Source organism: Streptomyces sp. NPDC032091 (assembly GCF_055580265.1).
Genome location: NZ_JBVILR010000014.1, coordinates 73,308 through 98,718, shown reverse-complemented (window position 1 = coordinate 98,718; position 25,411 = coordinate 73,308). Strand labels below are relative to the sequence as shown.

Sequence of the window (25,411 nt, the reverse complement as noted above, 5' to 3'; positions counted from 1 at the left end):
CTTCCGCTTGGTCCGACTAGGTGAAAGTCCGTTTGTATGTACGCGTTCGACGGCCATGTGCCCGCAGTTCTGCTCAGACTCGATCGCAATCCGTTCCACCACGGAACCCTCGGCGCCGTCAGATCGCTCGGGCGCAAGGGCGTGGAGGTCCATGCCGTCGTCGAAGCCGGGGGAGGTCCCGTGGGTCGCTCGCGGTACCTGCGTGCCACGCACCCCGGACCGGCCGGCGGGCTGGACCCGGAGGCGCCCGAGGCGCTGCTGGAGTGCCTCGTCGGGGTGTCGGAGCGGATCGGGCGGCCGGCGGTGCTCGTCGCGATGGACGACTTGAGCGCCATCGCCGTGTCCCGGGTGGCCCCGATGCTGACGGACCGTTTCCGGATCCCCCATCAGCCCGACGACCTGCCCGCCCGGGTGGCGGACAAGGCGGAGCTGGCCCGGCTGTGCGCCCGCTGGGACGTCCCGCACCCGGAGACCGTGATCCCGGCCGGCGGCGCCGAAGCGGCCCGGGCCGCCCGGGTGCTGGGGCTGCCGCTGGTGGCGAAGTGGAGCCGGCCCTGGCTGCTGCCCGCCGGGAGCGGGCTGCGCAGCACCACGCTGGTCGACAGCGCCGCCGCGGCGCGGGAGCTGTACGAGCGCACCGCCGAGGCCGGGAGCCGGCTGCTGCTCCAGCGGTTCCTGCCCGCGGGACCCGACACGGACTGGTTCTTCCACGGGGCCTTCGGGCGGGGCGGGCGGCCGCTGCTGTCCGGGTCGGGGCGCAAGGAGCTGGCCTGGCCGGTGCGGGCGGGGCTGACGGCGGTGGGGCGGTGGCTGGCGGACCCGGCGGTGGAGGAGTCCGGGCTGCGGCTGGCCGAACGGCTCGGCTACCAGGGGATCCTGGACCTCGACTTCCGCCGCGACGAGCGCGGTGCCTTCCGGCTGGTGGACTTCAACCCGCGCCCGGGGGCGCAGTTCCGGCTGTTCGCGGACGACGCGGGGCTGGACGTGGTCCAGGCGATGTACCTGGACCTGACGGGGCAACGGGTCCCGGAGCCCGTCGGCGGCCCGGGGCGGGTCTTCCTCGCGGAGAACTACGCCCTGCTGGCGGCGGTACGGGGCCGCACGCTGCCGGGGCTGCGGGGACGGCCGGGGCTGCCGGGGCTACCGGGGCTGCGGGGGCTGCGGGGGCGGGTGGAGGCGGCCTGGTTCGCGGCCGACGACCCCGGGCCGTTCCTCGCCATGCTCCGCGCCTTCCTGGGGCGGGGGCTGGGCAAGGGCGCGAACGCCCTGCGCGGGGTCCCGGCGCAGGCCCGCTCCGTCCGCGCGGTGCGGGCCCCGCGCCAGCGCGGCGGGGAGCGGGAGCGGGGGGACGGCCTCGCGCCGGTCCGGCCGGCCCCGCCGGGAGCCCCCGAGGCGTCGGCGGAACCGGACGAGCTGGTGGCGCGGTGATCCGGTGACGCCGGGGTGCCGGCCGTCCCGTGACGCCGGGGTGACGGTCGTCCCGTGACCTGGTGACGTGCCGTCACGCGGTGGCGGCGTGGTGATCGAGCTGGAGGACAGGAGCGGCCGTGAGGCGGATGGACGATCTCGTGGTGGTCGGCGCGGGCCCGTACGGGCTGTCGATCGCGGCGCACGCCGCGGCGGCCGGCATCGGCGTACGGGTGCTGGGCCGGCCCATGGCCTCCTGGCGGGACCACATGCCCGAGGGCATGTACCTCAAGTCGGAGCCCTGGTCCTCCAGCCTCTCCGCCCCCGGCGGCCGCTACACCCTCGCCGAGTACTGCGCCACCCGGGGCCTCACGGCGGAGCACGGCCGCCCGCTGCCGATCGGCACCTTCAGCGCGTACGGCCTCTGGTTCGCCCGCCACGCCGGTCTGCCGGAGGTGGAGGAGGCCACCGTCACCGAGGTCACCCCCGAGGGCGACGGCTTCCGGGTGCGCACCGCCGAGGGGCCGCCGCTCCTCGCCCGTACGGTGGCCCTCGCCGTCGGAGTCATGCCGTTCACCCGGCACCCCGAGGCGCTGCGCGACCTGCCCCCGGCCCACTACTCGCACAGCAGCGGCCACCGCGACCTGTCCCGCTTCGCCGGGCAGGACGTGGCCGTCCTCGGCGCCGGACAGGCCGCGCTGGAGACCGCCGCGCTCCTCGCGGAGTCGGGGGCCCGGCCGTGCCTGGTGGCCCGGCGGTCCCGGCTGAACTGGAACACCGTCCCGCAGCCCCTGCACCGGCCCGCGCTGCGGGCCCTGCGCGCCCCGCACAGCGGCCTCGGCACCGGCTGGCGGAGCTGGGCGTGGTCGGAGCTGCCCTGGGCGGTGCGCGGGCTGCCCGCGCCGACGCGGGAGCGGATCGCCGCCACGGCCCTGGGGCCGGCCGGCGCGTGGTGGCTGCGGGACCGCTTCGAGCGGACGGTGCCCGCGCTCATGGGACACCGGCTGCACCGGGCGGTGGCGGTGGGCGGCGGCCGGACCCGGCTCGGGCTGACCACGGCCGCGGGGGAGTCCGTCGTCCTGGACACCGCGCACGTCATCGCGGCCACCGGCTTCGCCCCCCGGCTGGCCCGCCTCACCCTCCTCGACGCGGGGCTGCGGGCCGCGCTGGCCACCGTCGGCGAGTCGGACGCGCCGGAACTGGGCCCCGGCTTCGAGTCCTCCTGGCCCGGACTGTTCTTCGCGGGACTGCTGACGGCTCCCTCATTCGGACCTTCCATGCGATTCGTGCACGGCGCGGGCTTCACGGCGGGGAGACTGGTGAAGGGAGTCCGCAAGCGCCTCGGCGCGCGGGGTCCGCTGCCGGGCCGCGCCGGCGGGGTCCGGGCCGTCCGGGCCCCCGCCGGACATCCGGAGACGTATCTACGCTGAGATCCACCTGAGAGGGGTCCGCGATGGACGCGGAGCGAGCACAGGGCGGCCGTGGCTGGGTGCGCATCCCCGCCAGCCGGGGGGAGCAGCCCCCGTCGGGGGCGGCCGCGGGCAAGCCGTACGGACCGGGCCGGCACGGGGCCGGGACGCACGGGACGGGCTCCCACGGGCCGGGGCCGTACGGACCCGGTGCCTACGGACCCGGTGCCTACGGGACGGGGGCCGGGGACCCGGCGGCGATCTACCTGTCCCTCGTCAAGCGCTGGCGGGAGGCCGGGCGCACCCTCCCGGGGCATCCTGACGAGGAATGGGAGCGGCTGATCTCGCAGCCGTGCTGGCCCGGCCGTTAGGTGGTGTGTGTCTCGTGGCAGCGGCGGAACGGGACGGCGGGGGGCAGGGCGCGCCCGGACCCCTGACGGGCCCCGGCGAGCGGCTCGCGCTCAACGGCATGGGCAGCTTCGAATGGGACCTCGACAGCGGCACCCTCGCCCTGGACGAGGCCGGGCTGGCCGTCTTCGACCTGGAGGCGGACGAGTTCGACCACACCCCCGAGGGCCTCGGCCTGCGGATCCCGGCCGACGACTCGGCCCGGCTCAACGACACCGTCGAAGGCGTCCTCGCCGGCGGCGGGGAGACGTACGGCTCGTACTTCACGGTGCGCCGGCGCGACGGCCGCGACCAGTGGACGCACACCCAGGGCCGGGTGCTGCGCGACCCCGGCGGCCGGGCCCTGCGGATCGTCGGCATCGTCCGCGACGCCACCGCCGAACTCGCCCACGCGACGGTGCTGCGCAAACTGGAGAACGCCCGCATCCAGCAGGCCGCCATCGTCCAGCGCACCACCGAGGCCCTGTCGCGGGCCGTCACCGTCGACGACGTCACCGCCGCCCTCACCGGCGCCGGAGCCCTCGAACGGCTCGGCGCGGACGGCCTGGCCCTGGGGCTCGTCGAGAACGACGCCATCAAGATCATCGCGCTGAGCGGGGAGTCCCTGGAGATCCTCGACGAGCGCAAGTTCACCCGTCTGGACGGATCCCTCCCCCTGTCGCAGGCCGTGGTCACCCGCAAGGCGCGCTTCGCCACCTCGCTGACCGCGCTCGCCGACGAGTTCCCCCTGCTCGCCGACTACCTGCGCCGCATCCGCTTCGACGCCGCCGCCTACCTGCCGCTGATCGCCCAGGCCAGGGCCATCGGCGGCCTCGTGCTCTTCTACCGCCGGCGCACCGAGTTCAGCCCCGAGGAGCAGAACCTGTGCCTGGGCCTGGCCGGCATCGTCGCCCAGTCCCTCCAGCGGGCGCTCCTGTTCGACCAGGAGCGCGAGTTCGCCACCGGCCTCCAGGCCTCGATGCTGCCGCGCCGCATCCCCGAGATCACCGGCGGGGAGATCGCCGTGCGCTACCACTCCGCGTGGAGCGGACGGGAGGTCGGCGGGGACTGGTACGACGTCATCTCCCTGCCGCGCGACCGCGTCGGCATCGTCGTCGGCGACGTCCAGGGGCACGACACGCACGCCGCCGCCATCATGGGCCAGCTGCGCATCGCGCTGCGCGCCTACGCGGGCGAGGGCCACCCGCCGTCCACCGTCCTGGCCAGGGCCTCGCGCTTCCTCGCCGAACTGGACACCGAACGCTTCGCGACGTGCATGTACGCCCAGGTGGACCTGGAGACCGGAGGGGTACGGGCCGTGCGCGCGGGCCACCTCGGGCCGCTGATCCGGCACACGGACGGCCGTACAGGCTGGCCCAACGTGCGCGGCGGCCTGCCGCTCGGGCTGGCCTCGGCCTTCGGGGAGGAGGACTTCCCCGAGACCCGGCTGGACCTGGTCCCCGGCGAGACCCTCGTACTGTGCACCGACGGGCTCGTCGAGGAGCCCGGCTCCACCATCACCGCCGGCATGGACGCCCTCGCCCACGCCGTGCGCAGCGGGCCGCAGGGCGCCGGCGAGCTCGCCGACCACCTCTCCGACCGGCTGTGGGAGCGCTGGGGCTCCGGCGACGACGTCGCCCTCCTGGTGCTGCGGCGGGCCCCGGACCCGGGCACCCACCGGGCCCCGCGGATCCACCAGTACGTCCACCAGGCGGACCCCGAGGGGCTCTCCGACGCCCGCTACGCCCTGCGGCAGGCCCTGCGCGACTGGGGCGTGGCCGAACTGGCCGACGACGTGGAGCTGGCCGCCGGGGAACTGCTGGTCAACGCCCTGCTGCACACGGACGGCGGGGCGGTGCTGACCATGGAGGTGCTGCCGGAGCCGGTGCGGCGGATCCGGCTGTGGGTCAAGGACCGCTCCAGCGTGTGGCCTCGCCGGCGCACCCCCGGCGAGGCGGCGACCACCGGCCGCGGGCTGCTGCTGGTGGACGCGCTGGCGACGCACTGGGGGGTGGAGTCCCGGGGGGACGGCAAGGCGGTGTGGTGCGAGTTCGACGCGGGGGACACCGCGCACGGCACGGCGTGACCGCGGGTCCTGTGACCGTGCGGTCACGCCGGGTTGTGGGATGCGGGGGGCGGGGTGATGATTCGGCCATGAAACCGAAGCGTGGTCTTCCGCGTGGCTGCCGGAACGAGCCGTGCGCCGCCTGAACAGGGGCGCGGTCACGGGCGTCGTGGTAACGCTCCTGGTACTGCTGCTGGCGGCCGGGGCACAGGCGGTCGTGGACTGGACGACCGGACGGCCGCACAGCGAGCCCGGATGCCAGACCGCCCAGTTCATGTCGATGACGGGCGTCGCGCCGGAGTGCCGGTAGCGGCGGCTACCGGCCCCGCCCGCGAGACCTACCGGTGGTCGACGACCACCTCGATGTCCTGCCGGTCCTCCGCGACCGTGCTCAGCGCACGGGGCATCAGCCCGGCCATGTGGATCTCCTGGAGCTCGGCGACGGCGCGGGCGGGGCCCGCGTGCAGGCCGGCCGTCATCGGGCTCACCGCCTTCCAGTGGTGCGCGCGGCCGTCGCAGAAGACCTCGCCGGCCCCGATGCTCAGGCGGGTGCCGTCCTGGACGACGGTGGCCTTGATCTGGACCGCGCCGGACGCCGGCGAGAGCTCGCACCGGTAGGTGCCCGAAAGGACGACCTCGCCCTCCCGGTTGATGTGCGCCTGCGACCGCAGGGAAATGCCCTGGTGGAAAACGGTGGCCAGGGCGGGAGTGGCGAACAGGGTGGTGACGGCCAGGGCGGAGAAGGCGGTCAGGGCCATTCGGCGGGCGGGGGTGCGCATTTTTCCTCCGGGTGGGTGCGGGTGGCGGGATTCCGCCGGAACGCATTGTGCTGGCAGTCGGCGGCCAACTCGGTCCCCGCGCTCGTGTCGGTGTGTGCAATTCCCCGCTCGGGCGCGTGAGACTGGCCGAAAGATATCGCCGGCAAACGCCTTCTTCCGAAGATCCCCGAAGGGGTCCCCGTATGCGTCGCACCGCCCCCCTGCTCGCCGCCGCCGCGCTCCTGCCCGCCCTGCTGCTGACCGCCACCGCCTGTCAGAGCGCCCCCGAGGGGGCGGCCCCCGTCCGGGCCGCCGCGCCCGGCGCCCCGGCCGACGACGGGGTACCGGGCGGCGACGAGGAGCCCGCCGCCCCCGACCGGGCCGCGGCGGCCGGGGCCGTGAAGGATGCCCATGTGGGTGACTCCGTACGGGTACAAGGGCAGGAGGTGGGTCGACACCTCCAGGTGGTGCTCGCCGCGTTCGTCGACCCCGCCGTCAGCGTCGAGCCGAACTACGCGCCGCCCGCCGGGAAGCGCTGGGTGGCCGCCTCGATGTCGTTCGTCAACGTCGGCGGGGCCTCGTACGGGGCGCTCGGGCGCATGTGGGCGTACGACGGCGCGGGCAAGCGCCACCCGGCGGTGCGCACCGGGGAACTGACGACCGGCAAACCGATCGTCTTCGATTCCCTCGCGGTCGGTGAGCGGGTGGAGGGCTGGGTGGTGTTCGAGATTCCGGAAAACCAGCGCATTGTGCGGCTCCAGTATCAGGACGCGAACACGCGGCCGAATTCCGGAGGGGGATACTGGGCCGTGTAGCCCGCGCGGGTGAAAGGCCGTGAAAGGGCCGGGCGGGAGAGCACTAAGGTGCGGCGCATGACTTCCACGCAAGCCGAAATCGACCGCTCCCGGCTCGGCACCCTTTCCGTCCTCGCCTGGATCGGTGACCCCTCCGAGGGCCACGACGTCCCGTACCTCATCGCCTACACCCTCGGCGACGGCCCGCAGGGCCGGGAGGGCGGCGAGGCGGCCGCCCGCGGGCTGCTGGAGGAGATCGGTCTGCAGATCGGCGACGTCGTCATGGACGGCACCCGCAACCCGCGGACCTTCCCCGTGCAGATCCTGCTGGCCGACGACCAGATCGCGCTGACCATGCCCGGCCTGAACGCCACCTGCACCGCCCCGCCGGAGTGGGTCGCCGCCGCGAACGAGAGCGGGCAGGCGTACTTCCTGTTCGCCACCCGCGCCTGGCCCGAGGCCGTCCCGGGCCAGGCCGTGACGCCGGAGCTGCTCCAGGGCTTCGCCGGCGACGAGGCGGTGCTGACGAGCAGCGCCCACTGCGTCCTCGCGGTGCAGAGCCTGCAGAAGTAGCCACGGCGGCGGCGCCCGCCGCCGAACTCCGGCCGCCGGGCCCCCAGCCTGCCCGGCGGCCGGCCCCTTTCCCCGGCCGCCGCCCCGCGTCAGGGCCGTTCGAAGGCGAAGCGCAGCGAGCGGACCCGGTTGTCGAAGTTGGACCCGGCCAGATCCGGCAGGCCCACCGCCCGCAGCCCCACCGGCCGGGTCAGCAGCTCCCGGAACAGGGCCTTCATCTCCACCCGGGCCAGATGGGCACCCAGGCAGAAGTGCGGTCCGCCGCCGCCGAAGCCCAGGTGCGGGTTGGGCGAGCGGGTGATGTCGAAGGAGTCCGGGTCCGGGAAGACCGCCTCGTCGCGGTTGGCGGACGCGTAATACAGCACCACCTTGTCCCCCGGCACGAACGCGTGCCCGCCCAGCGTGTGTTCCGCGGTGACCGTCCGACGGAACTGGATGATCGGCGTCGAATGGCGGATCATCTCGTCCACCGCGCCGTCCGCGTACCTCTCGAAGTCCGACAGCAGCAGGTCCCGTTGGCCGGGGAAGTCCGTCAGCAGGGTCAGACCGTGGGTGATGGCGTTGCGGGTGGTCTCCACCCCCGCCACCATCAGCAGGCTGAAGAACGCCCCCAACTGGCGGGCGCCGAGCGCCTGCCCGTCCACGTTCGCGCACACCAGCGCCGAGATCAGGTCGTCGGACGGGTTGCGGCGCCGCTCCCGCCCGATGCCCGCCACCATCCGCTGCATCCGGGCCAGCGCCCGCAGCCCCCGCCCGGGCATCCGCAGCCGCGACGCCAGGCCGCGCTCCACACCGATGTTCTCCGAGGCGTGGTTGACCCGGTCGGCGATCTCCGCCCGGTAGCGCTCCGGGATGCCCATCATGTTGCAGATGACCTCCAGGGGCAGCCGCGAGGACACCGCCGAGACGAACTCGTCGGGCCGGTGCTCCAGGACGTCGTCCACGATCCGGGCCGCGACCGCGTGGATGTCCTCCTCCGCGGCCGCCAGCAGCCGGGGCGTGAACGCCCGTTGCACGATCTTCCGCAGCTGCGCGTGGTCGGCGCCGTCCAGGTTGACCATCGAGTCCCCGAACAGGGCCCGCACCCAGCGGGCCGGCTCCGGCGTGGTGACCCCGGGGGCGCTCGCGAACACCTTGGGCAGCCGGCTGGCCTCCTGTACGTCCGCGTGGCGCACCAGCGCCCAGTGGCCGGTGCGGCCGCCGCCCTCCGGGACGAACACGGGGGAGTCCAGGGCCCGCAGGCGGGCGAAGGCCGCGAGGCGCTCGGCCGGCGGCCGCTGCCAGAAACCCGGCTCGGTCAGTTCCGCGCCGGGGCCGGATCCGAGTCTCTGCGAGGGGAGTGTCATCCGAGGTGCCTCTCTGCCGTCGCCCGTCACCGTGGCGTCCTGCGCTGGAGAACGGTGGCGGCACCGCGTGGGTGACGGCCCCGGCCGCCCCGGCCTCGGCCGGCCTCAGACGGCTTCCGGCACCGGGCGTACCGCGAGGGCCGTCCCGGCCACCACCGCGGCGGCCGCGATCAGGCCCGCGTACAGGACGGCGTACGCACCCGCCCAGGTGCAGGCGAGGATCGCGACGGCGCACAACGGCAGCACCAGCTGCTGGGCGGCGCCCCGCTTGAAGTGCCGCGAGTGCAGCAGCCACACCATCAGCAGGAACAGCGCCGCCGGCACGGTCACGGCCGCGTTCGCCGCCACCTGCGAGATGTGCGCCTTGCCGACCGCGTGCTCCACCGCCACCTCGATGCCCGCCCCGATCGCCGCACCCGAAGCGAAGATCAGCAGATGGCCGTAGCCCCACGGGATGGCCTCCCGGTTGGAGTTCAGCCGCTCGTGCATCGGCACCGCGAAGTAGATCCACCACGCGGCGAAGACGATCAGCAGCCCGCCGGCCGCGATCGGCAGCAGCACACCCAGCGCCTCGTGCTCGTCGATCGCCGACTTCACCGCCACCGTGCTCGCGGCGATCGTCTCGCCGAGCACGATGATGGTGAACAGGCCGTACCGCTCCGCGATGTGATGGGCGTGCCACGGCGTCTGGTGCCCGCTCTCGGCCACCACCGGCACCAACAGCTCGGCCACCACCAGCACCACAAACAGCCAGCGCTTCCAGTCGTCCGGCGCGAACAGCAGCCCCACCCAGCCCGCCTGGCACAGCAACAACCCCGCCGCGTACTTCAGCGCGGCGCTCCGCGCCGCCCCGCTCTCCCCGGCCGCGGCCCGCAGCCACTGCGCCGTCAGCGCCACGCGCATGATCAGGTAGCCGATGACGGCCACCGTCCAGTCGTTCCCGTCGAAGGCCCGGCTCACCCCGGCCGCGTAGACGAGCACCCCCGCGATCTGCACGAGGGTCGTCACCCGGTAGGGCACGTCGTCGCAGTCGTAGGCGGAGGCGAACCAGGTGAAGTTCATCCACGCCCACCACACGCCGAAGAAGACGAAGAAGTAGCCGATCACCCCGCTTCCGGGATGCCCCTCCGCCAGCGCGTGCACCAGCCGCTGGCCCGCCTGCGCGATCGCGACCACGAAGCAGAGGTCGAAGAACAGCTCCAGGGTGGTCGCGGTCCGGTGGCCCTCGACGCGGCTGCGGGCGGTCATCGGTACGTACGTCATACCGCCCAGCACACCAGGGCCCGCACGCCTGACGGCCGAGGCGCGCGGCCCGCGGCGCACGGGTACCCCGGGCGGACGCGGACACCGCGGGACCGACCAACGCACTTCCCCCGGCGGGACCTTGTCCCGCCGTCCGCACGACGTTCGCCCCTGCCGCGCACCGCCCCCGCGGGCAGAGCCTGGAAGGGCCACCACCCTCCCCGAAATTCAGGACGACGCCATGAGTACCGCAACCCAGCAAGCGCCGGAGGTACCGGCCGACCCGGAGCAGTACCGCCCGGGCCGCACCATCACCGAGTGGAGGCCGGAGGATCCGTCCTTCTGGAACTCCACGGGCAAGCGGGTCGCGACCCGCAACCTGTGGATCGCGGTCCCGGCGCTCCTGGTGGCCTTCGTGGTCTGGCAGGTCTGGAGCATCACGGCGACCAACCTGAAGGACGTCGGATTCGGCTACACCCGGTCGCAGCTGTTCTGGCTGACCGCCGTGCCCGGCATCACGGGCGGCACCGCCCGCGTCTTCTACACCTTCCTCGGCCCGATGGTCGGCCAGCGCCGCTTCACGGCGCTCTCGACGCTGGTGCTGATCGTCCCGCTGCTGTGGCTCGGCTTCGCCGTGCAGGACCCGGACACCTCCTACGGCACGATGGTCGCGATCGCCGCGCTCTGCGGCATCGGCGGCGCGAACTTCTCCTCCTCCCTCGCCAACATCGGCTTCTTCTACCCGAAGCAGGAGAAGGGCAACGCGACCGGCATCAACGGCGGCCTCGGCAACCTGGGCGTCTCGGTCGTCCAGCTGCTGACCCCGATCCTGATCACCTCGTCCGTACTCGCGATCGGCGCGGGCCAGCGGAAGGCGAACGGCTCGGAGATCCACCTCCAGAACGCGGCCTTCGTCTGGGTCCCGGTCGTCGTCGTCCTCGCGGTGGTGGCCTGGTTCGGGCAGAACGACCTCAAGGTCGCCTCCACCCCCTTCAGCCAGCAGAAGATCATCTTCCGGCGGAAGCACAACTGGCTGATGACCTGGCTCTACGTCGGCACCTTCGGCTCCTTCATCGGCTTCGCCGCGGCGCTGCCGCTGCTCATCAAGACCACCTTCCCGGCGTACTCGGTGGCGGCCTACGCCTGGATGGGCCCGGCGCTGGGGGCCCTGGCCCGCTGGGCGGGCGGGTGGATCGCCGACAGGCTGGGCGGGGCCCGGGTGACGATCCTGTCGTTCGTCGGCATGGGCGCCTCGCTCATCGGCGTGATCGACTTCCTGCCCACGGGCTCGGATCAGGGTTCCTTCCACGGCTTCTTCCTCTGCTTCCTGGCTGCGTTCTTCTTCTCGGGCATCGGCAACGGCTCGACCTTCCGGCAGATCCCGGTGATCTTCCGGGGCCGGCACCTGAAGGGCCTGACGGAGGGCACCCCGCAGTACGCGGCGGCCCTGAAGCAGGCGGAGATCGAGTCCGGAGCGGTGACGGGGTTCACCGCCGGCATCGCCGCCTACGGGTTCTTCTTCATCCCGGCGATGTTCGCCAACTTCGCCGTGACCAGCGCGATGTGGGGCTTCGTGGGCTTCTACGCGAGCTGCGTGGTCGTGGCCTGGTGGTTCTACGCCCGGCCCGGCGCGGAAGCCCCCAGCTGACCCGTGTCCCCCTCACGCGGGTCCCTCTCTCACGACTCCCATGCTGCGCGGGGCCGCCCACGACGCGCGCCGGGATATCCACAGGCGCGCCCATACGTCGGATCATCGGATTTCAGGCGACCCTGCACGATATTTGTGAATGCTTTCACAAGAGCACGAGGGACTTTGGTCCCCACCGGAAACCCCAGGTCACCACCCATGTGCGGCAATCGGTGCCGGTCGGCCCGGGGACCTTCGGCCCCCGACTCGGGACCAACGCGGCTCCAAATGATCGATCAAAGGGCGTGCAATGGAGTCAAGCAATGAGGCGACTCGGAAGGTGCCGGCCATGACTGCCACCCCTGCGGAAACCACGATGCACACCGGAGCCTGGAACGGCTTCCAGGGCGGCCTCTGGCGCGACGCCATCGACGTCCGCGACTTCATCCAGCAGAACTACACCCCTTACGAGGGCGACGACTCCTTCCTCACCGGACCCACCGAACGCACCACCGCCGTATGGAAGTCCCTCACCGACAAGTTCCCCCGGGAACGCGAGAAGGGCGTCTACGACGTCGCGTACGACATCCCCTCGACCATCACCGCGCACGCCCCCGGCTACGTCGACCGCGACAAGGACCTGGTCGTCGGCCTCCAGACGGACGCCCCACTCAAGCGCGCCATCATGCCGAACGGCGGCTGGCGCATGGTCGCCGGCGCCCTGGACGCCTACGGCTACCCGGTCTCCGAGGAACTGGCGAAGGTCTTCACCACCTACCGCAAGACCCACAACGCCGGTGTCTTCGACGCCTACACCCCCGCGATCCGCGCCGCCCGCAAGGCCGGCGTGGTCACCGGCCTCCCCGACGCGTACGGCCGCGGCCGCATCATCGGCGACTACCGCCGCGTGGCCCTCTACGGCGTCGACCGCCTCATCGCCGCCAAGCGGGACGAGAAGGACGAGCTGAACGCGCTCCCCGCGGGCGTGCGTTCGCTGGAGGAGACGATCCGCCTGCGCGAGGAGCTCGCCGAGCAGATCCGCGCCCTCGCCGAACTCAAGACCATGGCCGCCTCCTACGGCCACGACATCTCGGGCCCCGCCCGCACCGGCCGCGAGGCCATCCAGTGGCTGTACTTCGCCTACCTGGCCGCCGTGAAGGAACAGAACGGCGCCGCCATGTCGCTCGGCCGCACCTCCACCTTTGTCGACATATATCTTCAGCGTGACATCGAAGCCGGCCTCCTCACCGAGGAAACCGCCCAGGAACTCGTCGACGACTTCATCATCAAGCTCCGCATCGTGCGCTTCCTGCGCACCCCGGAGTACGACGAACTGTTCTCCGGCGACCCGACCTGGGTCACCGAGTCCATCGCCGGCATGGGCGAGGACGGTCGCCCGCTCGTCACCCGCACCTCCTTCCGCTACCTGCAGACCCTCTACAACCTCGGCCCGGCCCCCGAGCCGAACATGACCGTCTTCTGGTCACCCCGCCTGCCCCAGGGCTTCAAGGAGTTCTGCGCCCGCGTCTCCATCGACACCTCCTCCGTCCAGTACGAGTCCGACGAACTGATGCGCCCCCGCTTCGGCGACGACACCGCCATCGCCTGCTGCGTCTCGGCGATGCCCGTCGGCAAGCAGATGCAGTTCTTCGGCGCCCGCGTGAACCTCGCCAAGACCCTCCTCTACGCGGTCAACAGCGGCCGCGACGAGAAGTCCGGCGCCCAGGTCGGCCCCCGGACCGCCGCCCCCACGACCGACGTCCTCGACTACGACGAGGTCATGGAGCGCTTCGACACCCAGATGGAGTGGCTCGCCGAGACCTACGTCCACGCACTGAACGTCATCCACTACATGCACGACCGGTACGCGTACGAGCGCATCGAGATGGCCCTCCACGACCGCGACGTCCGCCGCACCATGGCCTGCGGCATCGCCGGCCTCTCGGTCGCCGCCGACTCCCTCTCCGCCATCAAGCACGCCAAGGTCACCGCCGTACGCGACGAGACCGGCCTCGCCACCGACTACCTCGTCGAGGGCGACTACCCGGCCTACGGCAACAACGACGACCGCGTCGACGCGATCGCGGTCCGCCTGGTCGAGGAGTTCATGCGCAAGATCCGCAAGCACGAGACGTACCGCGGCGCCGAACACACCCAGTCCGTGCTGACGATCACCTCGAACGTCGTCTACGGCAAGAAGACCGGCAACACCCCCGACGGCCGCCGCGCCGGCGAGCCGTTCTCCCCGGGCGCCAACCCGATGAACGGCCGCGACACCCACGGCTACGTCACCTCGGCGCTCTCCGTCGCCAAGCTTCCCTACGAGGACGCCGAGGACGGCATCTCGCTCACCAACACCGTCACCCCCGACGCCCTCGGCCGCACCCCCGAGGAGCGGATCAGGAACCTCGCCGGCGTCCTCGACGGCTACATGGCGGTCGACGGCTTCCACATGAACGTCAACGTCCTGAACCGCGACACCCTCATCGACGCCATGGAACACCCCGAGAAGTACCCGCAGCTCACCATCCGCGTCAGCGGGTACGCGGTCAACTTCGTCCGTCTCACCAGGGACCAGCAGCTCGACGTACTCAACCGCACCTTCCACGGCTCGCTGTAACCACACCCCCGGCCCCCGCCTGCCGCCCCCGGTCCCCGGCCCCGCCGCCCGGCGGGCCGCAGGGCGGCCCCCCTCGAACATCGGACACCGGAACACGTCTGGAGCACCCACCATGACCGTCCTCCTCGGTACGAGCCTCCCCGTCGGCCCCGCCGCGGCCGCCACGCCCGTGACCCGCGGACGCACCCCGGCCGCCGCCGCGACCCACCGTCCCAGCGAGGGATCCGTGCACTCCTGGGACCTCTCCACCGGCGTCGACGGCCCCGGCACCCGGTTCGTGACCTTCCTCGCCGGCTGCCCCCTGAGCTGCCTGTACTGCCACAACCCCGACACCATGCGCATGCGCGGCGGCAAGCGCACCGCCGCCGACGACGTCATCGCGGAGGCCCGCAAGTACACCCGCTTCATCTCCGCCTCCGGCGGCGGCGCCACCCTCTCGGGCGGCGAACCACTCCTCCAGCCTGTCTTCGCCGGCGAACTCCTGCACCGCATGAAGCACGAGCTCGGCCTGCACACCGCCCTCGACACCTCCGGCTTCCTCGGCGCCCGCGCCACCGACGCGCTGCTGCGCGACGTGGACCTCGTCCTGCTCGACATCAAGTCCTGGGACCGCGACACCTACCGGCACGTCACCGGCCGCCCGCTCCAACCCACCCTCGACTTCGCCCGCCGCCTTGCCGGCCTGGGCAAGGAGGTGCACCTGCGGTTCGTACTGGTGCCCGGCCTCACCGACGCCCGCGAGAACATCGACGGCGTCGCCGCCTTCGCCGCCGCCCTCGGGAACGTCTCGCGGGTCGACGTCCTGCCCTTCCACAAGCTGGGCGAGAGCAAGTGGGAGGCGCTGGGCATGCCCTTCACCCTCCACGACACGCCGTCGCCCACCGCCGGACAGGTGGCCGAGGCCAAGGCGGTCTTCGCCGCCCGCGGTCTGCGGGCCGTATGACCCGTTCGGAGCAACCATAAAGGCCGCATAACAGGCTTAAACGGTACAGACCACCTAGCGTGGTGCTGTGTCCGAGCCCACCGAAGCACTCCCCGCAGCCCCGCCGCCACCCCACGGCGCGCCGGAACCCCGGCCGCCGGCCGGCCGGTCCGTCGCCACACGCGCCACCCTGGCCGGCGCGGCCGTATCCGTCCTGCTCATCGCCGCGATCGTGCTCGGCAGCCGCCTCCTGCGGGACTTCGACTCCGCCCTGCTGCCCTACGCGGTCGCCACCGTCTTCCTGGCCTTCGGCGTGGCCTACCGCTACACCGTCTGGGTCTCCGCACCCGGCGCGCGCCGCCTCTTCACAAAGGGCTTCGGCAGTTTCTTCTCGGCCGCCAACTTCAAGAAGGCACCCACGGCCCTCCCGCGGATGATCGCCACCTACCTCGGCTTCCAGAAGTTCCTCGGCGCCCGCTCCCGCCCCCGCTGGGCCGCCCACCAGCTCACCTTCTGGGGCTGCCTGCTGGCCGCCGCGATCACCTTCCCCCTCACCTGGGGCTGGTTCACCTTCACCTCCGCCAGCGGCTCCGGCCCCGGCTACGAGATGCGGATCTGGGGCTTCAAGGTCCTCGGCTTCAACTCCCTGAACGTCCTCGGCTGGCTGATGTTCCACGGCCTCGACATCGCCGCCGCCCTCGTCATCCCCGGAGCCTCGTACTTCCTGTGGCGGCGCATGAAGGACCGCGGCGCCATCACCGGCCAGCGCTTCGCCTACGACCTGCTCCCGCTGATCTGCCTCATCGTGATCTCGGTGACCGGACTCCTGCTCACCTTCTCGTCGATCTTCCTGCACGGCGGGGGCTATGAGTTCCTGGCGATCCTCCACATGGTCTCGGTCGTCTTCACCCTCATCTACATCCCCTTCGGGAAGTTCTTCCACATCGTCCAGCGCCCGGCCGCCGTCGGCATGCAGCTGTTCAAATACACCGCCCGCCAGGACGAGCAGATCTTCGCCTGCAAGCGCTGCGGCGAACCCATCGACACCACCCCGTACGTCGAGAACCTCCGCGGCACCATGCGCGACCTCCGCCTCGACTTCAACGCCTTCGTCGAGTACTGCCCCCGCTGCAAGCGGATCCTGCGCGGCAACGCCTACCTGACCCACGTCAAGAAGGGCTTCAAGTGACCGCGACGGACCCCGCCAAGCACACCCCCGTGCCCCTCGACCCGGCGATCGCCCCGCCCGGCACCCGCAACTTCCGCGACGCCGGCGGCCTGCCCGCCGACCGCTGGCACGCCGACCAGAACGGCGAGACCCTCGTCCCCACCCACTGCTGCTTCTGCGGCGTCCAATGCGGCATGTACCTGCGCGTCGACCGGGGCGGCAAGGTCTTCGGCGTCGAACCCCGCAACCACGACATCAACCGGATGCGGATGTGCCCCAAGGGCATCAACGCCTACCAGCAGGTCAACCACCCCGACCGGCTCACCGCGCCCCTGATGCGCCGCTCCCGCGACGAGCAGTTCAGGGAGGTCTCCTGGGACGAGGCCCTGGACTTCACCGTCTCCGAGATCCGCCGCATCCAGTCCGCCCACGGCAACGACGCCTTCGGGCTGCTCGGCGGCGCCAGCCTGTTCTCCGAGAAGACCTACCTCGTCGGCAAGTTCGCCCGCGTCGCCCTCAAGACCCGGCACGTCGACTACAACGGGCGCCTCTGCATGGTCAGCGCCGCAGGCGCCAACAAACTCGCCTTCGGCATCGACCGCGCCGGCAACCCCTTCTCCGACATCCTGCTCACCGACTGCCTGCTCATCGCCGGTTCGAACGTCGGCGAGTGCTTCCCCGTGATGACCCAGTACCTGTGGGGCGCACGCGACCGCGGCGCCACCCTGATCGTCGTCGACCCGCGCGAAACGGCCATCGCCCGCACCGCCGACATCCACGTCGCCCTCAGACCCGGCACGGACTCCGCGTTCTTCAACGCCGTCCTGAACGTGATCGTCGCCGAAGGACTCACCGACGAGGCCTACCTCGCCGCACACACCACGGGATGGGACGAGGTCAAGAAGACCGTCGCCGACTACCCGCCCGCCCGCGCCGCCGAGATCTGCGGCGTACCCGCCGAGCAGATCGCCCAGGTCGCCCGCGTCTTCGCGACCGCCGGCAAGGCCATGGCCTGGCACGCCCGCGGCATCGAACACCACTCCCAGGGCGTCGAGAACTGCCTGAGCGTCATCAACCTGTGCGTGGCCACCGGCAACATCGGCAAACCCGGTGCCGGCTACGGCACCATCACCGGCCAGGGCAACGGACAGGGCGGCCGCGAACACGGCCAGAAATCCGACCTCCTCCCCGGCGGCCGCTCCATCACCAACCCGGAACACCGGGCGCAGATCTGCCGCATCTGGGGCATCGAGGAATCCGAACTCCCCGGCGCGGGCACCTCCATGATGGAAATGGTCTGGCAGATGCAGCGGGGGGAGATCCGCGGCCTCATCGGCATCTGCAACAACCCCTTCGTCTCCCTGCCCAACTACGCCGTGGTCAAGGCCGGCTACGACACCGCAGAGTTCCACGCCCAGTTCGACTTCTTCCTCTCCGAGACCGCGGCCAACGCCCACGTCGTCTTCCCCGTCACCACCTGGGCCGAGGACGAGGGCGTCATGGCCAACGCCGAGGCCCGCGTCGTCAAGCACAACAAAGCCCAGGAACCCCCGGCCGGCGTCCGTACCGACACCTGGGTCATCTGCGAGCTCGCCCGCCGCCTCGGCGAGGGCGACCACTTCGACTTCCCCGGCTCCCGCGAGGTGTTCGAGGAACTGCGCATCGCCTCCGCCGGCACCGTCAACGACTACTACGGCATCACCTACGACCGACTCGACGCCACCGGCGGCATCTCCTGGCCCTGCCCCTCCACCGACCACCCCGGCACCCCCCGCCTCTTCGAGGACGGCCGGACCTACCACGCCGACGGCAAGATCCACATGCAGGTCGTGGAATGGCATCCGCCCATGGACGCCTACACCGAGGAATTCCCCCTCTCCCTCACCACCGGCCGCACCGTCGCGCACTTCCTCTCCGGCAACCAGACCCGCCGCCTGGGCGCCCTCGTCGAACAGACCCCGCGCCCCTGGGTCGAGGTCCACCCCTCCCACGGCTTCCGCAACGGCGACCCGGTCCGCGTGATCACCCGCCGGGGCAGCGAGGTCTTCCCGGCCCTCGTCACCGAGGCCATCCGGCCCGACACCGTGTTCATCCCCTACCACTGGCCCGTACCGACGGCCGCGAACGCCCTGACCATCGACGCCCTCGATCCCCGCTCGAAGATCCCCGAGTACAAGGTCTGCGCCGCCCGCATCGAGCCGGCCGAACGCGTCGACGACGTCCCCGCACCCCCCACAGCACCCGGCCGACAGGCCTACCCCGAGGCCCAGGTCTCCCGCACCGACCCCCTGCCGCCCACGTCCCCGCAGGGCCGTGGCACCGCGGAGAGGAGCTGACGCCGCCATGATGGGCCGCACGATCTTCATCGACCCGGGCCGCTGCATCGGCTGCCAGGCCTGCGTCTCCGCCTGCCGCGAATGCGACTCGCACCGCGGGAAGTCGATGATCCACCTCGACTACAGCGACCCCGGCCAGTCCGTGGCCTCCCTGCCGACCGTCTGCATGCACTGCGAGGATCCCGTCGCCCCCTGCGCCGAGGTCTGCCCCGCCGACGCGATCCTGGTGACCGCCGACGGCGTCGTCCAACAGGCAGACACCACCCGCTGCATCGGCTGCGCCAACTGCGTCAACGCCTGCCCCTTCGGCGTACCGAAGATCGACCTCCAGGCGAAGCTCCAGATGAAGTGCAACCTCTGCTACGACCGCACCGCCTACGGCCTGGCCCCCATGTGCGCCACCGTCTGCCCCACCGGCGCCCTCTTCTACGGAACCCTCGAAGAGCTCCAGGCCGAGCGGCCCGGCGTCCAGGTCGCCGACTCGTTCGCCTTCGGCGACGTGGTCGTCTCCACCGGCGTGGCCATGGTCGTCCCCGCCGACAAGGTCCAGTGGCCGGTCCCCGGCGGCCTGCCCGTCGTCGAAGTCAATGGGGTGGACGTGCGATGAGCGTGACCGAACAGCCCGCCCCCCAGCCCGGCCAGGGCGCCGGCGACGGCAGGGACGCCGCCGCCGAGCAACTCCGCGACCGGATCAGCGCCGACTCCCTCACCACCCGCCGCGACTACCTGCGGATCGTCGCCACCGTCTCCGGCGGCCTCGCCATCGGCGGCGTCGGCGTCGCCGCCGGCATCCTGCACCGCCACGGCGACAGCGAGCACCTGCCCGAACCCAAGAAGGTCACCGACACGCTCGCCCCCGGCCAGTCCGTCGCCTTCCGCTTCCCCGGAGACGAGGACCGCGCCCTCGCCGTCCGGCTCGCCGACGGAAGCCTCGTCGCCTACTCCGCGGTCTGCACCCACCTGGCCTGCGCCGTCCTGTGGCGCGAGGACCGCGGCCCCGACGGCGAGCTGTACTGCCCCTGCCACGAAGGCGTCTTCGACGCCCGCACCGGAGAGGTCACCGCCGGCCCGCCACCCCGCCCCCTCCCCAGAATCTTCCTCACCGAGCGGTCCGACGGCAGCGTCTGGGCCATCGCCACCGCCCGGTCCGGAGAGACCGCCAAGGACGCCCTCTGCCGGCAGTTCGGCGACTCCCGCCCCGCGGCGGCCCAGCGCCTGGGCTGCCCCGGAGCGGCCGGCGCCACCGAGAGCAGGCGGACATGACCGATCAACCGCCCCCGCGCCCCGCGTACCACCCGGGAAGCGCCCAGCCCCGGCTCAACCGGCCCGTGCACGAGCGGTATCCGCAGATCCGCCCCACCAGCGGCTACGGCGACCCGCGGATCCGGCGCACCGGCCCCGGCCCGGGCGCCGGCACCGAACAGGAACCGGAGCGCTCCTCCAAGCTCAACGCCCGTCTCGCCCTCGTCCTCACGGTCGTCATCGGACAGCTCTGGGCGCTGACCGTCACCGTCAACGAGTGGATGAAGGGCAACACGGCCACGGCCTGGTGGGGAGCGGGATTCCTGATCCTCTCCTTCCTCGTCGTGATCGCGCTGTGGCTCCTCGACCCGAAGGACCGATGACCATGTCCCTCCCGACGCCCACCCCGTCCGCGGTGCGCTCGCACCGCAAGGAGACCTACAAGCCGGGCGCCGTCATCGGGGACTGGCGCCCCGAGGACGAGGGCTTCTGGCAGTCCACCGGCCGCCGGGTCGCCCAGCGCAACCTCTGGATCTCCATCCCGGCGCTGATGCTCGGCTTCGTGGTCTGGCAGGTCTGGTCGGTGACCGTGGTCAAGCTGAACGACGTCGGCTTCGGCTTCTCCAAGTCGCAGCTGTTCTGGCTGACCGCCATCCCCGGCATCACCGGCGGCACCTTCCGGATCCTCTACACCTTCATCGGGCCGATCTTCGGCGAGCGGAAGTTCACCGCCTTCAGCACGCTCGTCCTCGTGGCCCCCATGCTGTGGCTGGGCTTCGCGCTCCAGGACAACGGCACCCCGTACTGGGAACTGGCCCTCATCGCCGCCGTCTGCGGCATCGGAGGCGCCAACTTCGCCTCCTCCATGGCCAACATCGGCTTCTTCTTTCCCAAACGGGAGAAGGGCAGCGCCAACGGCCTCAACGGCGGCCTCGGCAACCTCGGCGTGAGCGTCGTCCAGCTGGTCGCGCCCCTGGTCGTCACCGCCGCCGTGCTGGGACCCCCCGCGGGCGGCCCGCAGCACGACACGAAGAAGAACACGGACATCTGGCTCCAGAACGGCGCCTTCCTGTGGGTGCCGCTGCTGGTCGTCATGGCGCTGCTCGCCTGGTTCCTGATGAACGACCTCAAGGTGGCCGCCGCCCCCTTCAGCCAGCAGAAGGTCATTTTCCAGCGCAAGCACAACTGGCTGATGACCTGGCTCTACGTCGGCACCTTCGGGTCGTTCATCGGCTTCGCCGCCGGCCTGCCCCTGCTCATCAAGAACAACTTCGAGGCGCAGGGATACCAGGCGACCACCTACGCCTGGATCGGCCCCTTCATCGGCGCGCTGATGCGCTGGGCCGGCGGCTGGCTGTCCGACCGGATCGGCGGCGCCAGGGTGACCATGCTGTCGTTCGTCGGTATGGCGGCCGCCCTGGTCGTCGTGATCTTCGCGCTGCCCTCCGGCGGGGACCAGGGAAGCTTCTGGGCCTTCTTCGCCGGCTTCCTGGTGGCCTTCGCCTTCTCCGGACTGGGCAACGGATCGACCTTCCGGCAGATCCCGGTGATCTTCAGGGAGCAGCACATGCGCCAGGCCGTGGGCCAGGGTCCCGAGGCGCAGGCGGCCGCGCTGAAGCAGTCGGAGATGGAGGCGGGCGCCGTCACCGGCTTCTCGTCCGCCATCGCCGCCTACGGCTTCTTCTTCATCCCCGCCATGTTCGCGGCCATGGCCGTCACGAACGCCCTGTGGATGTTCATCGGCTTCTACGCGACCTGCCTGGCCGTCTGCTGGTGGTTCTACGCCCGCAAGGGCGCGGAAGCCCCCAGCTGACGGGAGCCGCGACGGGCGCCGGCGCCCCGTCCCGGGCCCGCGCCCGGGACGGGGCCGGCCGTACCCTTGGGGCATGAGCACCGCCGCCTCTGCCTCCGACCCGCAGCCCTCCGAGCCCGCAGCCGGGGCGCAGGACCCGTCCAAGCCGGCCCCGAAGCCCAGGCCGAAGCTGGTCTTCGACGACCCGCTCGACCGGCAGTCGTCGGACGACACCGACCGCGGCTGGGGCGAGCGGCCGCCCGCCGGCGGAAGCGCGGCCGACCTGGCCCGCTTCCTCGACGAGAAGCCCCCGCACCACATCTGATCCGCCGCGGCGGTCAGAAGCCGTCGCGGGCCCCCGGGGTCCTGGCGTTCTCGCCGTTCCCGCTGCGCTGCGAGACCAGGGTGTCGCGGATCTCCTTGAGCACTTCGAGCTCGGTGATCTCGATGGTCTCCTTCACGCCCTCCCTGGCCTTGCGGCGCGCCTCCTGCCGGGACAGGTACTTCGCCATCGGCAGGACCATCAGGAAGTAGACGACCGCGGCGGTGATCACGAAGCTCAGCGTGGCGTTCAGGACCGAGCCCCACATGATGTTCACGCCGGTCGGCTCGCCCTTGGCGTCCACCCCACAAGGTGCCTTCAGGCACGAGGTGTAGACATCCAGGTTTTTGGTGCCGATGGCGCCCACGACCGGGCTGATGATGCCCTTCACGATCGAGTTCACGATGTTCGTGAACGCGGCGCCGATGACCACCGCCACCGCCAGGTCCACCACGTTGCCGCGCATCAGGAAGGCCTTGAAGCCCGCCAGGACGCTCTCCTTCTTCTCGCTCACGACTGAGCCTTTCTTCGTCACTGCTGTACACGGAGCCAACGGTTCCGAAAGCTACGGCAGTGATGGCCCGCCATGTCCAATCCGTGCCCACAGGCGAGCGACTCGACTGCACATCAGTGCGAATCAGCACAACGCCACCGCCAGCCGCGCCACCGCGCCCGCCCCCACCAGGGCCCGCGCGGTCTCCCGGGGAACCGACAGCACCACCAGTGCCCCGCCGTCTCCCGCACCCCCCTCCGGCGCCGGGACCTCGGCCACCCTGGCCCCCGCCGCGACCACCCTTGGCGGCCCCGTGCGCTCCGCCGCCACCACGTCCACCCGGTCCCCGCGCCGCAGCAGCCGCACCGTGGCGGCGTCCGCGATGCGCACCGGAGCCGACACCAGCCGCACCGCCGCGGGCGGCGGCTTCACCTCGGGCGGCGCCGCGCCCCGGGAGGCCCGCGCGTCCGTCCCGCCCACGGCCAGGGCGGCCGCCACCACGGCCAGCCCGGCCGAGGCGACCCGCCGCCTGCGGCGCACCGCACGGCGCAGCCGCCCCCGGGCCCGGCCGACGCGCAGCGGCGGGAACGGCGGCACGGGCCGCGCCGGGCGGCACGCGGAGGAAAGCGAGGACGGCGAGGAAGGTGAGGAAGGTGAGGCCGTGGCGGACGGCGAGGAAGCCGAAGCCGAGGGAGAGGCCGGGGAGCCGGGGGAGTCGGGAGAGGTCATGGACATGCTGATCACCGCCGAAGGGGTCGAGATCCGGTGTCCGGGTCCAGCGCCCGGACCCTCCCACGATCCGCCCCTTCGCCGTAGCCCGCTCCGGCCTGTGGACGATCCCCAGGTTGTGGACAACCTCTTCACCCGCAAGGGGCGCCACCCCGCCCGGCCGCTCAGGGCCGCCCCGGCACCCGGCAGGCCTCCGAGAACCCCTGGCTGGTCAGACCGAAGGCGCTGTTCACGCGCGAACGCCAGTTCTCCAGGGCCACCACGGCGGTGAGTTCGACGAACGCCGCCTCACCGAGCCGCGCGATGAGCCCGGCCGCCATCTCGTCGGTGACCGCCGGCTCGGTCTCGGTCATGGCCTCCGCATACTCCATCACCAGCAACTCCAGCTCGGTGAACACCTCCCGGGCCTCGCGCCACCGCGGCACCCGCTCGATCTTCTCCGGCGACAGGCCCAGCTCGTGGCCCTCCCAGTAGCCGAAGTCCATGCACCAGGAGCAGTTGATCCGCGCGGCGCAGGCCATCACCGCGAGGTGCTTCAGCCCGGCGTCGAGCGCGCTTCACTTCGCCGCCCGCTGTTCCAAACGGGCGTACGAGAACAGCACGCGCGCGTTGTGCCCGTACGCCTGGACGGGGTCGAGCACCTTGCCGTAGGTGCGGCGCGCGTACCAGGCGCCGACGCGCGTGAGGAGGGTGCGGGGCGGGGTGAGCGAGATGCGCGGCATGGCGGCCTCTTCCACGTGGGGGTCCCGTCGACCCCTTCGCAGAGGAGACAGGACGGCCCCGCGGAACGTGACATCACCCGAAGAAACGATTCCCCCGCCCGGCACCCGAGGCCGGCCGTGGCCCGTCAAGGACACGGCCCGCCTCCATGGCGCCTGCGGCCCGCCTCCAGCGCGCCTACGGCAGTTCGATGCCCAGGTCCCAGCCGTCGTGGGCGTGGGTGCACAGGCAGTCGCGGTCCTCGGTCGCCGGAAGGCCCGCCACGGCGTCGAACAGGACCTCGCGCAGCCGGCTGACGTTCTCGCCGAACACCTTCAGGACCTCCGTGTGCGAGACCCCCTCGCCCGTCTCCGCACCCGCGTCCAGGTCCGTCACCAACGCCATCGACGTGTAGCAGAGGCCCAGCTCACGGGCGAGGACCGCCTCCGGGTGCCCGGTCATGCCGACCACCGACCAGCCGGCCGCCGCGTGCCACCGGGACTCCGCACGCGTCGAGAAGCGGGGCCCCTCGATGACGACCATGGTGCCGCCGTCCACCGGCTCCCACTCCCGTCCGCGCGCCGCCGCGAGCGCCACCGAGCGCCCCACCGGGCAGTACGGGTCGGCGAACGTGGTGTGCACGACGTTCGGGACGCTCCCGTCCGGCAGCGGCTCCCCGTCGAAGAAGGTCTGCGCACGGGACTTCGTACGGTCGACCAGCTGGTCCGGTACCAGCAGGGTGCCCGGCCCGTGCTCCGCCCGCAGGCCGCCCACCGCGCACGGCCCCAGCACCTGCCGGACGCCGACCGAACGCAGCGCCCACAGGTTGGCCCGGTAATTGATCTTGTGGGGCGGCACGGTGTGGCTGCGCCCGTGCCGCGGCAGGAACGCCACCTGCCGGCCGGCGAGCTCGCCCAGGTACAGGGAGTCGCTCGGAGGCCCGTAGGGGGTCTCCACCTGGATCTCGGTGACGTCCTCCAGGAAGGAGTAGAAGCCCGAGCCGCCGATTACACCGATCTCTGCGTTCACCATGCGGCCACCCTAACGGGGGACGCGAAAGGCCCCGCCGCCCAGGAGGGCGAACGGGGCCTTTGCGCAAGGCGTACGAGGTCAGGCGGCCGAGCTGGAGCTGCTGCCGCCCGCGCTGGAGGACGTCGAGGACGACGCGGCGGCCGGGGCCGAAGCGGTCGACGTCGACGTGGACGACGAGGAGGACGGCTTCGAGGCGGGCGTGCTGCTCGACGAGGCGCCACGGCTGTCGTTCCGGTAGAAACCGGAGCCCTTGAAGACGATGCCGACCGCGGAGAACACCTTCTTCAGGCGTCCGTCGCAGCTCGGGCACACGGTCAGCGCGTCATCGGTGAACTTCTGCACGGCCTCAAGGCCCTCACCGCACTCGGTGCACTGGTACTGGTAGGTCGGCACGAATTTCCTCCTGGCACTCTCACTCAATGAGTGCTAACGACGCTCCATGGTGACG

Annotated in this window: 26 protein-coding genes; 17 read left to right on the top strand and 9 right to left on the bottom strand. The window is 72.0% G+C overall.

The window, feature by feature from the left end:
• The first annotated feature begins 36 nt into the window (after positions 1-36).
• The 5 genes from ACZ5NJ_RS22670 to ACZ5NJ_RS22650 all read left to right on the top strand — a co-directional run bounded on the left by ACZ5NJ_RS22670 (position 37) and on the right by ACZ5NJ_RS22650 (position 5,578).
• The gene (locus ACZ5NJ_RS22670; RefSeq protein ID WP_468766918.1) at positions 37-1,428 is read left to right on the top strand and encodes a carboxylate--amine ligase; all 1,392 of its coding nucleotides are present in this window, start codon (positions 37-39) and stop codon (positions 1,426-1,428) included.
• 128 nt (positions 1,429-1,556) lie between these two features.
• Positions 1,557-2,837 (top strand): NAD(P)-binding domain-containing protein, encoded by a 1,281-nt coding sequence (locus ACZ5NJ_RS22665; protein ID WP_468766917.1) that lies wholly within the window; start codon positions 1,557-1,559, stop codon positions 2,835-2,837.
• Positions 2,838-2,860: 23 nt separating this feature from the next.
• A complete protein-coding gene (locus ACZ5NJ_RS22660) occupies positions 2,861-3,187 on the top strand; it encodes a hypothetical protein (RefSeq protein ID WP_468766916.1) in 327 nt (108 codons plus the stop codon).
• Positions 3,145-5,289 (top strand): SpoIIE family protein phosphatase, encoded by a 2,145-nt coding sequence (locus ACZ5NJ_RS22655; protein WP_468766915.1) that lies wholly within the window; start codon positions 3,145-3,147, stop codon positions 5,287-5,289. The genes ACZ5NJ_RS22660 and ACZ5NJ_RS22655 overlap by 43 nt, the downstream gene beginning before the upstream one ends.
• 112 nt (positions 5,290-5,401) lie before the next feature.
• The gene (locus tag ACZ5NJ_RS22650) at positions 5,402-5,578 is read left to right on the top strand and encodes a hypothetical protein (RefSeq protein ID WP_468766914.1); all 177 of its coding nucleotides are present in this window, start codon (positions 5,402-5,404) and stop codon (positions 5,576-5,578) included.
• Between the two features lie 28 nt (positions 5,579-5,606).
• On the opposite strand, the gene ACZ5NJ_RS22645 is transcribed toward ACZ5NJ_RS22650, so the two are convergent.
• Positions 5,607-6,047: a DUF6299 family protein gene (locus ACZ5NJ_RS22645; RefSeq protein WP_468766913.1), complete on the bottom strand. Its 441-nt coding sequence runs from the start codon at positions 6,045-6,047 to the stop codon at positions 5,607-5,609.
• Between the two features lie 182 nt (positions 6,048-6,229).
• Between ACZ5NJ_RS22645 and ACZ5NJ_RS22640 the strand changes: the two genes are divergently transcribed.
• Positions 6,230-6,841: a DUF4352 domain-containing protein gene (locus tag ACZ5NJ_RS22640; RefSeq protein WP_468766912.1), complete on the top strand. Its 612-nt coding sequence runs from the start codon at positions 6,230-6,232 to the stop codon at positions 6,839-6,841.
• Between the two features lie 57 nt (positions 6,842-6,898).
• A complete protein-coding gene (locus ACZ5NJ_RS22635) occupies positions 6,899-7,393 on the top strand; it encodes a DUF5949 family protein (RefSeq protein WP_468766911.1) in 495 nt (164 codons plus the stop codon).
• 89 nt (positions 7,394-7,482) lie between these two features.
• Here the strand turns inward: ACZ5NJ_RS22635 and ACZ5NJ_RS22630 are convergent, their stop codons facing one another.
• Both ACZ5NJ_RS22630 and ACZ5NJ_RS22625 read right to left on the bottom strand, forming a co-directional pair.
• Positions 7,483-8,739 carry a cytochrome P450 gene (locus tag ACZ5NJ_RS22630; protein ID WP_468766910.1) on the bottom strand — a complete coding sequence of 419 codons (1,257 nt, stop codon included), beginning with the start codon at positions 8,737-8,739 and terminating at the stop codon, positions 7,483-7,485.
• A gap of 105 nt (positions 8,740-8,844) precedes the next feature.
• A complete protein-coding gene (locus ACZ5NJ_RS22625; protein WP_468766908.1) occupies positions 8,845-10,002 on the bottom strand; it encodes a low temperature requirement protein A in 1,158 nt (385 codons plus the stop codon).
• 220 nt (positions 10,003-10,222) lie between these two features.
• On the opposite strand from ACZ5NJ_RS22625, the gene ACZ5NJ_RS22620 reads away from it, so the two are divergent.
• The 10 genes from ACZ5NJ_RS22620 to ACZ5NJ_RS22575 all read left to right on the top strand — a co-directional run bounded on the left by ACZ5NJ_RS22620 (position 10,223) and on the right by ACZ5NJ_RS22575 (position 22,013).
• A complete protein-coding gene (locus ACZ5NJ_RS22620) occupies positions 10,223-11,629 on the top strand; it encodes an MFS transporter (RefSeq protein WP_468766906.1) in 1,407 nt (468 codons plus the stop codon).
• 328 nt (positions 11,630-11,957) lie between these two features.
• Positions 11,958-14,228 (top strand): formate C-acetyltransferase, encoded by a 2,271-nt coding sequence (gene pflB / locus ACZ5NJ_RS22615; protein WP_468766905.1) that lies wholly within the window; start codon positions 11,958-11,960, stop codon positions 14,226-14,228.
• A 112-nt stretch (positions 14,229-14,340) separates the two neighbouring features.
• Positions 14,341-15,171, top strand: coding sequence for a pyruvate formate-lyase-activating protein (gene pflA / locus ACZ5NJ_RS22610; RefSeq protein ID WP_468766904.1), 831 nt, complete (start codon positions 14,341-14,343; stop codon positions 15,169-15,171).
• Between the two features lie 67 nt (positions 15,172-15,238).
• Entirely contained in the window at positions 15,239-16,339 is a 1,101-nt protein-coding gene (locus ACZ5NJ_RS22605) for an MFS transporter (protein ID WP_468766903.1), read from the top strand.
• Positions 16,336-18,654: a molybdopterin oxidoreductase family protein gene (locus ACZ5NJ_RS22600; RefSeq protein WP_468766902.1), complete on the top strand. Its 2,319-nt coding sequence runs from the start codon at positions 16,336-16,338 to the stop codon at positions 18,652-18,654. Before ACZ5NJ_RS22605 ends, ACZ5NJ_RS22600 begins: the two co-directional genes overlap by 4 nt.
• A gap of 7 nt (positions 18,655-18,661) precedes the next feature.
• Entirely contained in the window at positions 18,662-19,261 is a 600-nt protein-coding gene (locus tag ACZ5NJ_RS22595) for a 4Fe-4S dicluster domain-containing protein (RefSeq protein WP_045946573.1), read from the top strand.
• A complete protein-coding gene (locus tag ACZ5NJ_RS22590; protein ID WP_468766901.1) occupies positions 19,258-19,917 on the top strand; it encodes a QcrA and Rieske domain-containing protein in 660 nt (219 codons plus the stop codon). Before ACZ5NJ_RS22595 ends, ACZ5NJ_RS22590 begins: the two co-directional genes overlap by 4 nt.
• The gene (locus ACZ5NJ_RS22585; RefSeq protein ID WP_468766899.1) at positions 19,914-20,279 is read left to right on the top strand and encodes a hypothetical protein; all 366 of its coding nucleotides are present in this window, start codon (positions 19,914-19,916) and stop codon (positions 20,277-20,279) included. Before ACZ5NJ_RS22590 ends, ACZ5NJ_RS22585 begins: the two co-directional genes overlap by 4 nt.
• A gap of 2 nt (positions 20,280-20,281) precedes the next feature.
• Positions 20,282-21,709: a NarK family nitrate/nitrite MFS transporter gene (locus tag ACZ5NJ_RS22580; protein WP_468766898.1), complete on the top strand. Its 1,428-nt coding sequence runs from the start codon at positions 20,282-20,284 to the stop codon at positions 21,707-21,709.
• Between the two features lie 73 nt (positions 21,710-21,782).
• Entirely contained in the window at positions 21,783-22,013 is a 231-nt protein-coding gene (locus tag ACZ5NJ_RS22575) for a hypothetical protein (protein ID WP_468766897.1), read from the top strand.
• Between the two features lie 13 nt (positions 22,014-22,026).
• Here the strand turns inward: ACZ5NJ_RS22575 and mscL are convergent, their stop codons facing one another.
• The 6 genes from mscL to ACZ5NJ_RS22545 all read right to left on the bottom strand — a co-directional run bounded on the left by mscL (position 22,027) and on the right by ACZ5NJ_RS22545 (position 25,356).
• Positions 22,027-22,524 (bottom strand): large conductance mechanosensitive channel protein MscL, encoded by a 498-nt coding sequence (mscL, locus tag ACZ5NJ_RS22570; protein WP_468766896.1) that lies wholly within the window; start codon positions 22,522-22,524, stop codon positions 22,027-22,029.
• A 123-nt stretch (positions 22,525-22,647) separates the two neighbouring features.
• Positions 22,648-23,238 carry a hypothetical protein gene (locus tag ACZ5NJ_RS22565; protein WP_468766895.1) on the bottom strand — a complete coding sequence of 197 codons (591 nt, stop codon included), beginning with the start codon at positions 23,236-23,238 and terminating at the stop codon, positions 22,648-22,650.
• Between the two features lie 158 nt (positions 23,239-23,396).
• Positions 23,397-23,753, bottom strand: coding sequence for a carboxymuconolactone decarboxylase family protein (locus ACZ5NJ_RS22560; protein WP_468766894.1), 357 nt, complete (start codon positions 23,751-23,753; stop codon positions 23,397-23,399).
• A gap of 36 nt (positions 23,754-23,789) precedes the next feature.
• Positions 23,790-23,954, bottom strand: a complete 165-nt coding sequence (locus tag ACZ5NJ_RS22555; protein WP_468766893.1) for a hypothetical protein — start codon at positions 23,952-23,954, stop codon at positions 23,790-23,792.
• Between the two features lie 175 nt (positions 23,955-24,129).
• Entirely contained in the window at positions 24,130-24,963 is an 834-nt protein-coding gene (locus ACZ5NJ_RS22550; protein ID WP_468766892.1) for an S-methyl-5'-thioadenosine phosphorylase, read from the bottom strand.
• 78 nt (positions 24,964-25,041) lie between these two features.
• Positions 25,042-25,356, bottom strand: a complete 315-nt coding sequence (locus ACZ5NJ_RS22545) for an FmdB family zinc ribbon protein (protein WP_468766891.1) — start codon at positions 25,354-25,356, stop codon at positions 25,042-25,044.
• Between the last annotated feature and the right edge of the window lie 55 nt (positions 25,357-25,411).

Bases quoted from the DNA above. Each gene is read 5' to 3' on its own strand.
- ACZ5NJ_RS22670 (WP_468766918.1), top strand. From the start codon at position 37: ATGTACGCGTTCGACGGCCATGTGCCCGCAGTTCTGCTCAGACTCGAT.
- ACZ5NJ_RS22665 (WP_468766917.1), top strand. From the start codon at position 1,557: ATGGACGATCTCGTGGTGGTCGGCGCGGGCCCGTACGGGCTGTCGATC.
- ACZ5NJ_RS22660 (WP_468766916.1), top strand. From the start codon at position 2,861: ATGGACGCGGAGCGAGCACAGGGCGGCCGTGGCTGGGTGCGCATCCCC.
- ACZ5NJ_RS22655 (WP_468766915.1), top strand. From the start codon at position 3,145: ATGGGAGCGGCTGATCTCGCAGCCGTGCTGGCCCGGCCGTTAGGTGGT.
- ACZ5NJ_RS22645 (WP_468766913.1), bottom strand. From the start codon at position 6,047: ATGCGCACCCCCGCCCGCCGAATGGCCCTGACCGCCTTCTCCGCCCTG.
- ACZ5NJ_RS22640 (WP_468766912.1), top strand. From the start codon at position 6,230: ATGCGTCGCACCGCCCCCCTGCTCGCCGCCGCCGCGCTCCTGCCCGCC.
- ACZ5NJ_RS22635 (WP_468766911.1), top strand. From the start codon at position 6,899: ATGACTTCCACGCAAGCCGAAATCGACCGCTCCCGGCTCGGCACCCTT.
- ACZ5NJ_RS22630 (WP_468766910.1), bottom strand. From the start codon at position 8,739: ATGACACTCCCCTCGCAGAGACTCGGATCCGGCCCCGGCGCGGAACTG.
- ACZ5NJ_RS22625 (WP_468766908.1), bottom strand. From the start codon at position 10,002: ATGACGTACGTACCGATGACCGCCCGCAGCCGCGTCGAGGGCCACCGG.
- ACZ5NJ_RS22620 (WP_468766906.1), top strand. From the start codon at position 10,223: ATGAGTACCGCAACCCAGCAAGCGCCGGAGGTACCGGCCGACCCGGAG.
- pflB (WP_468766905.1), top strand. From the start codon at position 11,958: ATGACTGCCACCCCTGCGGAAACCACGATGCACACCGGAGCCTGGAAC.
- pflA (WP_468766904.1), top strand. From the start codon at position 14,341: ATGACCGTCCTCCTCGGTACGAGCCTCCCCGTCGGCCCCGCCGCGGCC.
- ACZ5NJ_RS22595 (WP_045946573.1), top strand. From the start codon at position 18,662: ATGATGGGCCGCACGATCTTCATCGACCCGGGCCGCTGCATCGGCTGC.
- ACZ5NJ_RS22590 (WP_468766901.1), top strand. From the start codon at position 19,258: ATGAGCGTGACCGAACAGCCCGCCCCCCAGCCCGGCCAGGGCGCCGGC.
- ACZ5NJ_RS22585 (WP_468766899.1), top strand. From the start codon at position 19,914: ATGACCGATCAACCGCCCCCGCGCCCCGCGTACCACCCGGGAAGCGCC.
- ACZ5NJ_RS22580 (WP_468766898.1), top strand. From the start codon at position 20,282: ATGTCCCTCCCGACGCCCACCCCGTCCGCGGTGCGCTCGCACCGCAAG.
- ACZ5NJ_RS22575 (WP_468766897.1), top strand. From the start codon at position 21,783: ATGAGCACCGCCGCCTCTGCCTCCGACCCGCAGCCCTCCGAGCCCGCA.
- ACZ5NJ_RS22565 (WP_468766895.1), bottom strand. From the start codon at position 23,238: ATGTCCATGACCTCTCCCGACTCCCCCGGCTCCCCGGCCTCTCCCTCG.
- ACZ5NJ_RS22560 (WP_468766894.1), bottom strand. From the start codon at position 23,753: ATGGCCTGCGCCGCGCGGATCAACTGCTCCTGGTGCATGGACTTCGGC.
- ACZ5NJ_RS22555 (WP_468766893.1), bottom strand. From the start codon at position 23,954: ATGCCGCGCATCTCGCTCACCCCGCCCCGCACCCTCCTCACGCGCGTC.
- ACZ5NJ_RS22550 (WP_468766892.1), bottom strand. From the start codon at position 24,963: ATGGTGAACGCAGAGATCGGTGTAATCGGCGGCTCGGGCTTCTACTCC.